General features: G+C 72.2%; 9 protein-coding genes. 7 read left to right on the forward strand and 2 right to left on the reverse strand.

Going from position 1 to position 9,678, the window contains the following annotated elements:
* Positions 1–239 precede the first annotated feature (239 nt).
* From ACZ6ZT_RS29270 to ACZ6ZT_RS29295, 6 genes are all read left to right on the forward strand, one after another.
* Entirely contained in the window at positions 240–944 is a 705-nt protein-coding gene (locus ACZ6ZT_RS29270) for a hypothetical protein (protein ID WP_469723076.1), read from the forward strand.
* A gap of 51 nt (positions 945–995) precedes the next feature.
* Positions 996–1,412 (forward strand): hypothetical protein, encoded by a 417-nt coding sequence (locus ACZ6ZT_RS29275; protein ID WP_351820729.1) that lies wholly within the window; start codon positions 996–998, stop codon positions 1,410–1,412.
* Positions 1,413–2,344: 932 nt separating this feature from the next.
* Positions 2,345–3,466: a bifunctional DNA primase/polymerase gene (locus ACZ6ZT_RS29280; RefSeq protein ID WP_469723092.1), complete on the forward strand. Its 1,122-nt coding sequence runs from the start codon at positions 2,345–2,347 to the stop codon at positions 3,464–3,466.
* Positions 3,463–5,055 carry a DNA primase family protein gene (locus ACZ6ZT_RS29285; RefSeq protein ID WP_469723077.1) on the forward strand — a complete coding sequence of 531 codons (1,593 nt, stop codon included), beginning with the start codon at positions 3,463–3,465 and terminating at the stop codon, positions 5,053–5,055. The genes ACZ6ZT_RS29280 and ACZ6ZT_RS29285 overlap by 4 nt, the downstream gene beginning before the upstream one ends.
* Before the next feature lie 144 nt (positions 5,056–5,199).
* Positions 5,200–5,583 (forward strand): DUF6009 family protein, encoded by a 384-nt coding sequence (locus ACZ6ZT_RS29290; protein ID WP_469723078.1) that lies wholly within the window; start codon positions 5,200–5,202, stop codon positions 5,581–5,583.
* A 162-nt stretch (positions 5,584–5,745) separates the two neighbouring features.
* Positions 5,746–7,107 (forward strand): phosphatase PAP2 family protein, encoded by a 1,362-nt coding sequence (locus tag ACZ6ZT_RS29295; RefSeq protein ID WP_469723079.1) that lies wholly within the window; start codon positions 5,746–5,748, stop codon positions 7,105–7,107.
* A gap of 34 nt (positions 7,108–7,141) precedes the next feature.
* Here ACZ6ZT_RS29295 and ACZ6ZT_RS29300 read toward each other — a convergent pair whose 3' ends face one another.
* Positions 7,142–8,050: an alpha/beta fold hydrolase gene (locus tag ACZ6ZT_RS29300; RefSeq protein ID WP_469723080.1), complete on the reverse strand. Its 909-nt coding sequence runs from the start codon at positions 8,048–8,050 to the stop codon at positions 7,142–7,144.
* Positions 8,047–8,673: a TetR/AcrR family transcriptional regulator gene (locus ACZ6ZT_RS29305; RefSeq protein ID WP_469723082.1), complete on the reverse strand. Its 627-nt coding sequence runs from the start codon at positions 8,671–8,673 to the stop codon at positions 8,047–8,049. The genes ACZ6ZT_RS29300 and ACZ6ZT_RS29305 overlap by 4 nt, the downstream gene beginning before the upstream one ends.
* A 141-nt stretch (positions 8,674–8,814) precedes the next feature.
* Here ACZ6ZT_RS29305 and ACZ6ZT_RS29310 point away from each other — a divergent pair, with 141 nt between their 5' ends.
* A complete protein-coding gene (locus ACZ6ZT_RS29310; RefSeq protein ID WP_469723084.1) occupies positions 8,815–9,432 on the forward strand; it encodes a TIGR03086 family metal-binding protein in 618 nt (205 codons plus the stop codon).
* Positions 9,433–9,678 lie beyond the last annotated feature (246 nt).

A 9,678-nucleotide genomic window follows, 5' to 3' on the forward strand; every position in this document is an offset into this window, starting at 1 on the left:
CTGGCCCGCCGGGCTCGTTCGGTTCGAACAAGGTGTGACGTCATCGCGACAACCGAACTCAAGGAGCCGTGTACTTCCGGGGCCTTCTCGCAAAATAAGTTCACGCACCGTGTAGTTTTGGCGCAGGTGCGGGGGAGTGGGTGCGTGGGACCGGCATCTCGGCGCGCCGGGGCGTCAAAAGACAAGCCCTCGTTGATTTTTTGGATAGTCTCGGACCGCCTGAGTAACAAGGAGGTCCTGTGACATCTGATCCGCCCGCCCGTCGTCGACAGCGCGGGCCCCGGCCTGTTCCCGTTCCCGCCACCGTGGGCAGTGACGCCGAGTACGGAGACATCCTGGCCGTCCTCGGCCAGCAGCTCGGGGAACAGGTCGCGCAAGTCGCCGATCCCAGCGGTCGGCGTCGGCTCAAGGGTGTCCACCTTGAGTACGCCGCCGATCCCAGATCCGTCCACGACATGGCCGGGGGCGCCGGCTACAGCCTGGCCAGCAACTGGTTCACCCAGCTCCTGGCCCAGCTGGCCGTGGCCAACAGCATCACCAAGTCCCAGCTGTGCGTCTTCCTGTTCGTCGCGGGCGGCCAGGTGCCGGGCACCGGCATCACCCAGTACACGCAGCAGGAGATCACGGACGGGCTGAACAAGATCGCCGCGCAGAAGGGCGGCAAGATGATCACTCGTTCGACTGTCAATCGCGCCGTCCAGGCGCTCTGCGGTTACAACTGGGTGGAGAAGGCCGGGAACGGCCGGATCCAGATCAACGTGCGCCTGTGGTTCCAGGGCAACAGCACCGCCCAGCAGGAGGTTCTCGCGGAAATCGCCGAGAAGCACGGCAACGACCCCGAGTCGTTCCCGTACGCGCTGGGACCGGAGGGAGCCCACCAGGAGCAGCTGGACCTCGACTTCGGAGTTGAGGTTCCCGCCCCCGGAAGGAGGCGTACGGGGTGATAGTGCTGTCAGGCCCACGCACGGGCGACCGTTCACGAGGAAGGCCATCCCATGGCTAACGTCATGTCTCCGATCGTCGCGGAGCGCATCTGGGCCCTACCGCTGTCAGGGTCCGCCGTGAAGTTCCTCCAGTACCTCGTCTCCCGCAGCGACTTCGGGGGAGCGCTGCCGGTCCGTCAGAAGGACATGGCGGCCGAGTACGGGGTGACCCCCCAGGCGGTCAGTGGGCTCATGGCCCCGCTGTGCGACCTGAACATCGTGCTGCGGCCGCGCAGCGAGGAGCGCAACGGCAACTCCTACCGGCTGCACCCGCTGGCGGCGAAGTACGAGGGACCGGAGGCGATGGAGGCGGCGTTCCGTACGGCCCTCGTCCGCATCCAGGCGGGGGACCTGCCCAACCTGAAGCTCCCGACCTACCACCAGGCCCCGCCCACCCCGACGGGCCGGCCGAAGCTCCAGGTCGCCTGAACCGGGCGGAAACGGGCCCCACGGGCCCCAAGACAGAAGGCCCCTCCACCGTGGTGGAGGGGCCTTCCGCGCCTGAGTAACAGTTGGTTCCCGAAGTATATCCGCCGACCCGGCTCTCCACACAGTCGGCGTCCATGACGTCCTCCGACCGTGTCACGTTCGGTCCCTGAGGTGACACGCCGGGGGTTACGGCTCCTCATCCGTGTGGCACCCCCGTTGCGTCCCTCGTGCTTCGGTCCCTCCCTGTTCAGTCCCTGCGATAAAGCCGCAGGTCAGAGGAGTTTTCACCGCACAGGTAGGGACTGAAGTGACTCAACTTTCCTGTTTCCAGCCTTTATGTGTGCGTGCGTATGCGCGGGCGTATGAACCTTGTAGTGCCATATTTGAGTTATAACTGCGAAGTTGAGTCCCTTCGGTCCCTGGGCGAACGGCGATCAGCCCGCTGACCTGCAGGTTTTGCAGGGACTGAAAGGGTCAGGGACCGAAGCGTGCACGACGGCCGTTCGGACCCTGGTCAGGGTGGAGAGGGGGAGGGGTGGAGACAGGGACCGAGCACGCCCCCCGGCTGCCTCTCCGAGGGAGGGACCGAGAGCGCCTCGGCGGGGAGGCGGGAGCCGCCCGGCCGAGAAAGGGTGCACGGCGAGGGACTCAAGCGAGGGTCTCCCCGGCCTGCGAGGTTCCTGTGAGCCTGCTGCGCTAGGCTCCGCCATAGTGAAAGTTCGGTCCCTTCAGTCCCTTGGTCCCTGCCCTCAGGGACCGAACCGCCCGTCAGACACAGCAAGCGACACAGCACAGGACCACTGACATCGCAGGGTGCCCCGTCGAGGAAGCAGAACGTGCCAGCCGATCCCGCCAGCCGGCTTCGCGCCGCCTCCGCCGCGGCTGAGCAGCGGCTCGGCGTCGCGCGCTGGTTCGCGGCGCGCGGCTACCCGGTGCATCCGCTCGCCCCCGGGGCCAAGACCCCGCCCCCGAACTGCCCCGGCTGCCGCACCCGTCCGCACCCGCCCACCGCCTGCCCCTGCCACGCCCGCCAGGGGTGGTGCCACGGTTTCCACGCCGCGACCACCGACCCCGAGGTGCTCGGTGCGTGGTGGCTCCGCGAGCCGGGGTCCGGGGTGGGGGTCTCCTGCGGCCCGGCCGGGCTCGTCGTCCTCGACGTGGACGCCCACGCCGCGCCCGTGCCCGAACGCCACCGGCTCCTTCCCGGCATCCGGATCGACGACCGCGTCGACCTGACGGGACTGGCCTCCGGGTACGACACCCTCGCCCTACTCGCCGCCCACCGCGCGCGGCCCCACCCCGCCGAGGACACGGCCACGCTGCGGGTGCGGACCCCGTCCGGCGGTCTGCACATCTGGTACCGACTGCCCCTCGGCAGCCCGCACTTCCGCTCGTCCAGCGGCTCCAGTCCGCGCGTCGCGCTCGCCTGGCAGGTCGACGTACGGGCGAGCGGCGGCTACATCGTCGCGCCCACGACCCGTACCGACGCCGGGCCGTACGAGGCGCTGCCCGGCGCCCGCACCCCCGCCCCGCTGCCCCTGTGGCTCGGCGCCGAGCTGACCCGCACCGGCCACGCCCTCGCGCCCGACCCGAACCGCTCCGTACGGGAACCCGCACGAGGCCCCGTACCAGGAGCCGTTCGCCGTTCCGTACGCGAGCCCGTACGCGGGCCCCTGCGCAGCTCCAGAGGCGCCGCCGCGCCCGAAGCCCCGTCAGGGCCCCTGTACGCCCCCGTACGGGCTCCGGAGCCCCGCGGGGAGGGGCGGCGGGGCGGGCGGGACGCCCAGCGGATCCTGCGGCCCCTCCTGGACGCCGTACGCGACTGTGGCCGCGCCCCCTCCGGTACCGCGTTCACCGAGAAGCTCAACCGTGCCGCCTTCACGGCGGGCGGGCTGGCCGCCGCCGGGCATCTCCCGCACGCCGACTGCGCCGCAATGCTGGCCGAGGCCGCCGACGCCGCACGGCCGCACCAGAGCCGCAGGAACCAGCTCGTCATCGACTCCGCACTCCGCGCCGGCGGCACCCGCCCGATCCACCCCGAGGGACGTTCATGAGCAGCGCAGGCAGCACCGGGTTCGACGCGCACGCCGCCGCCGAGCAGCTCAGCGTCTTCGGCGCCGCCGAGCCCGCCCAGCCCCAACCCCAGCTGCTCCCCGCCCAGCAGGGCGCCGTCACCGCGCTGTCCCGTCCCGGCGACTTCGTCCAGTCCGGCCTGCTCGCCAACCTGTCCGACCGCGGCAACGCCAAACTCTTCGCGCACCTGCACAGCCACCGCTTCCGGCACGTCGAGGGCCTCGGCTGGTACGTGTGGGACGTCTACCGGTGGAAGCGCACCGGTGGCGAGAAGGCGGCCATCTGGGCCGCCGGCGACATGGCCGAGGAGATGCCCCTGCACGACCCGCGCGGCCTGTTCACCGACCGCGAGCTGGGCCAGCACCGCAAGCGCTCCATGTCCACCTCCGGAGTCAAGGCGATGCTCGCCCAGGCCAAGGCCTCGCCGGAACTCGCCCTGGACCCCGACTCCCTCGACGGCGACAAGTACGCCCTGTGCACCCCCGCCGGCGTGGTCGACCTGCGTACGGGCGCCCTGCGCGCCCCGGACCCGCGCCGCGACCTGCACTCCCGCGCCACCTACGTGGCCCCCCAGCCCATCCCCACCCCCCGCTTCGAGCGGTTCCTGACGGAGACCTTCGGGGGCGACGACAAGGGCAAGGAGATGATCCACTTCCTCCATCTCCTGCTCGGCTACTCCATCACCGGCGACGTCGGCGGCCAGGTCCTGCCCTTCCTCTACGGCATCGGCGCCAACGGCAAGTCCGCCCTCATGGACGTGGTCATCAAGATCCTCGGCGACTACGCGGACGTCGCGCCGCCCGGCTTCCTGATGGAGCGCGGCAAGTTCAACGAGCACTCCACCGAGCTGACCGAACTCCACGGGCGGCGCCTGTTCGTGTGCAGCGAGCTCAAGCCGCACGACAAGTTCGACGAGGCCCGGGTCAAGCTCCTCACCGGCGGCGACCGCCTGAAGGCCCGTCGGATGCGGCAGGACTACTTCAGCTTCGAGCCCACCCACAAGCTGTGGCTGCTGGGCAACCACCGTCCCGAGGTGGGCACCGGCGGCCACGCCTTCTGGCGGCGCATCCGCCTCATCCCCTTCGACCGGGTCGTCCCCGACCACCGCAAGATCGACAACCTGGCCGAGGAGCTCGTCGCCGACGAGGGGCCCGGCATCCTCCAGTGGATGGTCGACGGCGCCATGGCCTACCTCGCGACGAAACCCTCCCTGGGTGGCCCCACCGTCGTCCGCACCGCCACCCAGGCGTACGCCACCACCGAGGACCACATCGGTCGCTTCCTCGCCGAGTGCTGTACGACGGCCGCCGCCGCGGACCCGGCCGACCCCCGCGACCTGCGCGTCGAGCAGGGCGCCCTCTATCGCGCGTACAGCGTCTGGTGCCAGGAGGGCGAAGGCCTGCGCCCGGCCACCACCCGCGCCTTCGCCACCCGCATCCGCGCCGAGGCCGGGCTCTCCTCGCCGAGCGAGATGCTCCGTTCCAACGGCCAGAAGTTCTATCCGGGCCTCGCCCTCCTCGCCGAGGAGGGCGCCGTACCCGACGTGGCGAACCGGTCGTCGCGTGCGTGAACCAACCCCGCGTACTGTCCGCAGCCCGGCCACCCCTCTACGATGGACGCAGACCACCGCCAGGCACCGCACCGCCGCCGCCATAGCCGTCCGCGACCGCCCCGCTTCCAGGGTGGGCCGTGACACCGAGGAAGGACGAAGGCTATGAGTTCGCTGCTCGAACCGAGCGATCTCGCCCACGAGGTCAAAGTGGTGTGGCTGGAGGATCCCGAAGAGCTCGACTACGTGCGCCAGGCCCTCGACAAGACCCCGCGCCGCCGTGGCCGGCCCCGCTACTACCGTGACGGCCGCATGATCGGCTTCACCGAGCTGGGGGAGACGGCCGAGGCCGACCCCGACAGCGGCCTGCAGAAGCGCCGCGTCTTCTACCTCCTGCCGCACGACCGGGACGCCGAACCGAACGGCCTCTATCGCGAGGGCGCCCCGGGCGAAGCCGTCGACCCCCGGACGATCGAGCCCCGCAAGGTCGGCCTGAAGACCCCCCGTTCCCAGCGCGGCCTGACCCCCGCGGAACCCACGGTCGCCTGACGACCCAGCCGCCCGCCCCGCCGCCCCGCCCGGTTTCGAACCGGGCGGGGCGGCGGCGTTCGCACTGCCGCACGACGGGCCCCGGGGAGCGACGCGCGCCCCTCCGTTAACATGTTCGAGTTCGCGGCAACCGCGCAGACAAGACGATTAAACGGCTGGCAATTGAAATCTGGGGAAACGCGCGTGCTCTCGCGAATAGGCGGCAAAACCACGTCCCCCGGATGGCGCCGGCCCCGCGCCCTGCTGTGGATCGCGGTGAGCGTGGTGACCCTCGGGTTCCTCATCGCGCTGGAGGTCGCCGCGCGCCGCTACGGCGCGCCGGGTCCGATCACCGCCCAGGCGCAGGAGGTGATCCTCGCCCCCAAGTCGGGGACGGTCCTCTACGCCGGCATGGCCCTGATGATGGTGGTACTCACCTGGCGGCAGCGATTCCTCGCCCTCGGCGCGGCGGTCGGCATCGACCTCGTCTTCTGGCTCGTGCGCTGGGCGGTCGGCGCCCAGATGATGTATGGCAACGGCGCCCTGTGGGTCACATTGGCCTGTGCCGTCATCGCCCTCACCCGCCGCACCGGCCGTGAACGCGCCCTGCTGCTGAACGGCGTCGGCCTGGCCCTGCTGCTCGTCGCCGGCCGCAAGACCGGTTACACCTGGCTGCTGATCACCTCCAAGACCCGCCCGATGGTGCTCGACCAGTACGTGGCGACCGCCGACCACGCGCTCGGCAACCCGTCGTGGCTGGTCGGCCGCCTCGTCGAGGCCACCGGTACGGTCGGCGCCCACGTCCTGGAGTTCGTCTACATCCAGCTCGCCGTCGCCGCGGTCGCCGTCGCGCTGTACCAGCTGCGCGGTGTGGCGGCCGAGCGCCGTTTCCCGCGCCACCACCTGGTGCGCACCTTCCTGGTCATCGGTCTGCTCGGACCCGGCATCTACATGATCTTCCCGGTGGTCGGACCGGTCCTGGCCTACGGAGCCGATGGCACGCACTGGGCCGTCGCCAACCTGTGGCCGCACACCCCGCCGCCGCTCGGCACCCCGCAGGCGATGCCCTTCGACGAGATCACCCCGCGCAACTGCATGCCCAGCCTGCACACCGCGTGGGCCACCGCGATCTTCGTCCACTCCCGCAAGGGCCCGCGCGCCCTGCGCTACGCGGGCACGTTCTGGCTGATCGCCACGCTCGGCGCGACGCTGGGCTTCGGCTACCACTACGGCGCGGACATCGTCGCCGGCGTGGTGTTCACCCTGACCATCGAGATCGCCCTGCGTGCGCTCGACCGCGGCCGGGACCGCCGGGGCCTGCGGCTGGCGCTCTACGGGGCCGCCGTCTTCGCCGCGCTCCTGGCCTCGTACCGCTACCTGCCGGTGACGATGGCCGAGCACCGGTGGCTGGCGGGCCCGCTGGTCATCCTGGCGATGGCCTCGGTGATCTACGGCTACGTACGCACCACCAGGCGCTGGGAGCACACCCCCACGGCCCCGAGCCTCCCGCAGCCCCGCCGCGAACAGCAGCCCGAGCTGGTCTGACCCGGGATCGAGCCGGGCCCGGCTCGATCCCGGGTCATCCGGTCCCTTCGGTCCCTTCCCCGGCCCCTTCCAGGAACGGGGCGACGAACGGGACGACCGCGTCAAGGAAGTGCTCGTTGCGGTCGCCGGCCACCATGTGCCCCGCGCCGGCCACATCGACGCGCCGGGCGCGGGGGACCCGTACGCAGAACTCTTCCGCTACGTCCTCGCGCAGGACGTCGCTGAGCGCGCCGCGCACGAGCAGGATCGGTACGTCGGCCCGGCGCGCGGCGCCGAGGAGGCGCTCCGCCCTGCCGGGCGGGTCCATCCGCCCCGCGAAGGCTTCGGGCATCCGGGGATCCCAGTGCCAGACCCAGCGCTCGCCCCGGCGTCGCAGGCTGTCCCGCAGTCCCTCGGGATCGTGCGGACGCGGGCGGTGCGCCAGGTACGCGGCCACCGCCTCGGCCGCCTCCTCGACGGTGGCGAAGCCGTCCGGACGGCCGCGCATGAACGCCGCGATCCGGTGGAAGCCGCCCGGGTCCGGCCGGTGCGCGACGTCGACGAGCACCAGGGCCCGGACGGCCGCGCCGGGCGCCGCCCCAGGGGCTTCCCCGGCGGCGAGCAGCGCACTCAGGCCGCCCAGCGAGGCACCGACGAGCACCGGCCGGCCGCCGCCGAGCCCGGCGACGAGTGCCCGTACGTCCTCGGCGTACACGTCCAGGTCATAGGCGCCGTCGGGGGACCATCCGCTGTCCCCGTGCCCCCGCAGGTCCGGCGCGACGACCCGCCACCCCAGCGCGGCCAGACGGGGGCCGGTCCGGCCCCAGGAGCGCCGGGTCTGGCCGCCCCCGTGCAGCAGGACGAGCGGCGGCGCGGCCGCCTCGCCCCATACGTCCGCGACGAGCCGGATCCCGCCCGCGCCGACGACCTCACGGGTACGGGGCCGCGCGGCGTCGGCGCTCATCGCGCGGGGGTGCGCCGCAGCGGCGCCAGCAGCCGGTCGCGGTGCGGATCGGCGGCCGCCGCGGCGAGGGCGACGTCCAGCGCGAACAGCGCACGCGCGAGGAACCGGTCGTCATCGATCAGACGGGCGACCCACTGGTGCAGCGCCCCCACGCACGAGGCGGCCACCACGGCGGCCAAGGCGTCCGTGTCGACGTCCGCGCGCAGGAGACCGCTCGCCCGGGCCTGCGCCATCGCCCGGCGCAGCGGGATGAGCGGACCGCGGTCCAGTACGAGGCCGCTCTCCTCCCAGCCGCGCACCATGCGCCGCGAGACGGCCGGGTCGGCGGTGAACAGTCCGACGGTCTCCCCGACGACGGCGCGCGGCTCGACGGCCCCCAGCCCCGCCAGCCGCCGCTCCAGATCGTCCATGAACCCGGCGGCGAGCGCCTCCCAGACCTTGTCCCGCGGTCCGACCAGGTTGTAGACGGTGGCCGGCGCGACCTCCGCCCGCTCGGCGATCCGCTCCGTACTGATCACATCGTCCGGACCCTCCCGCAACAGCTCGCGCGCCGCCTCAAGAATCCGCGCCCGCCGCCGCGCCTTGTGCTGCTCACGCAGCCCCACCACCGCTTTTGCCGGCATCCCCGCGTCCCCTTCCGCCATAGTTAGAGAGCTCTATAAATTTAGACTCCTCTCTAAATATCGTCAATGTGCCGTGTCGTGACCCGTCGCCGTGGCGGGCCGTCGTGCGGCGGGGGAGGGTGGTGTTGGGAGTGATCGAAGATGACGGACACGACGGCTTTCGACTTCGGCCCGCAGACCCGGATCGTGGCCCGGCTCGCGGCAGCGGTTCCGGACACCGCCCTCGGGGACCGGACCCCCTGTCCCGCGTACGCGGTCCGCGATCTGCTGGCCCACCTCGCGGGACTCGCCGTCGCCTTCCGGGACGCCGGCCGCAAGGACCTCGGTCCCACGACGGACACGGCCCCCGGCGCCGCCGCGCCCACGCTGTCCGACTCCTGGCGGGAGGAGATGCCCCGCGTCCTCGACGAGCTGGCCGTCGCGTGGCGGGACCCGGCCGCCTGGAGCGGGATGACCCGCGCGGGGGGCGTGGACCTGCCCGGCGAGGTCGCGGCCGCGGTCGCCGCCGACGAACTGGTGGTGCACGGCTGGGACCTGGCCCGGGCCACCGGCCAGCCTTACGAGCCCGACCGGGCCGCCCTGCGCGCCGCGCACGGGTTCCTGCTGGCGGCCGTCGCCGACGCGGGCCGCGGCGGGGGCATCTTCGGGCCGGTCGTACCCGCCCCGGCGGACGCCCCGCTGCTGGACCGGGCCGTCGGGTTGAGCGGCCGCGACCCCGGCTGGCGCCCTACGAGTGGTACGAACGGTGACGTTGGGTGAGATCGGGGCGCCCTGGAGGTGAGGCGCCCCATAGGACCCACGTCACATACGACCCGCTTTAGTAACCTCCTACCCCTCGCGCTCGTGCGCCGCCCCTGCCTCCCACCTGCCGGATGCCCGTGGTCAGCCGGGCAGTCGCTGGTCACGGTCTCCGAGGCGGGCTAGTACCGGGGCTCGTTGCCAGCGTGGGGGGCGGTCTGTAGTACTGGATGAGTCGCCGGGCGGCCCGGGTGCTTCACCCGCCGC

This window comes from Streptomyces sp. NPDC102258, assembly GCF_055584685.1.

Coding starts and splice junctions, on each gene's coding strand:
- ACZ6ZT_RS29275 (WP_351820729.1), top strand. CDS start 996: ATGGCTAACGTCATGTCTCCGATCGTCGCGGAGCGCATCTGGGCCCTA.
- ACZ6ZT_RS29285 (WP_469723077.1), top strand. CDS start 3,463: ATGAGCAGCGCAGGCAGCACCGGGTTCGACGCGCACGCCGCCGCCGAG.
- ACZ6ZT_RS29290 (WP_469723078.1), top strand. CDS start 5,200: ATGAGTTCGCTGCTCGAACCGAGCGATCTCGCCCACGAGGTCAAAGTG.
- ACZ6ZT_RS29300 (WP_469723080.1), bottom strand. CDS start 8,050: ATGAGCGCCGACGCCGCGCGGCCCCGTACCCGTGAGGTCGTCGGCGCG.
- ACZ6ZT_RS29305 (WP_469723082.1), bottom strand. CDS start 8,673: ATGCCGGCAAAAGCGGTGGTGGGGCTGCGTGAGCAGCACAAGGCGCGG.
- ACZ6ZT_RS29310 (WP_469723084.1), top strand. CDS start 8,815: ATGACGGACACGACGGCTTTCGACTTCGGCCCGCAGACCCGGATCGTG.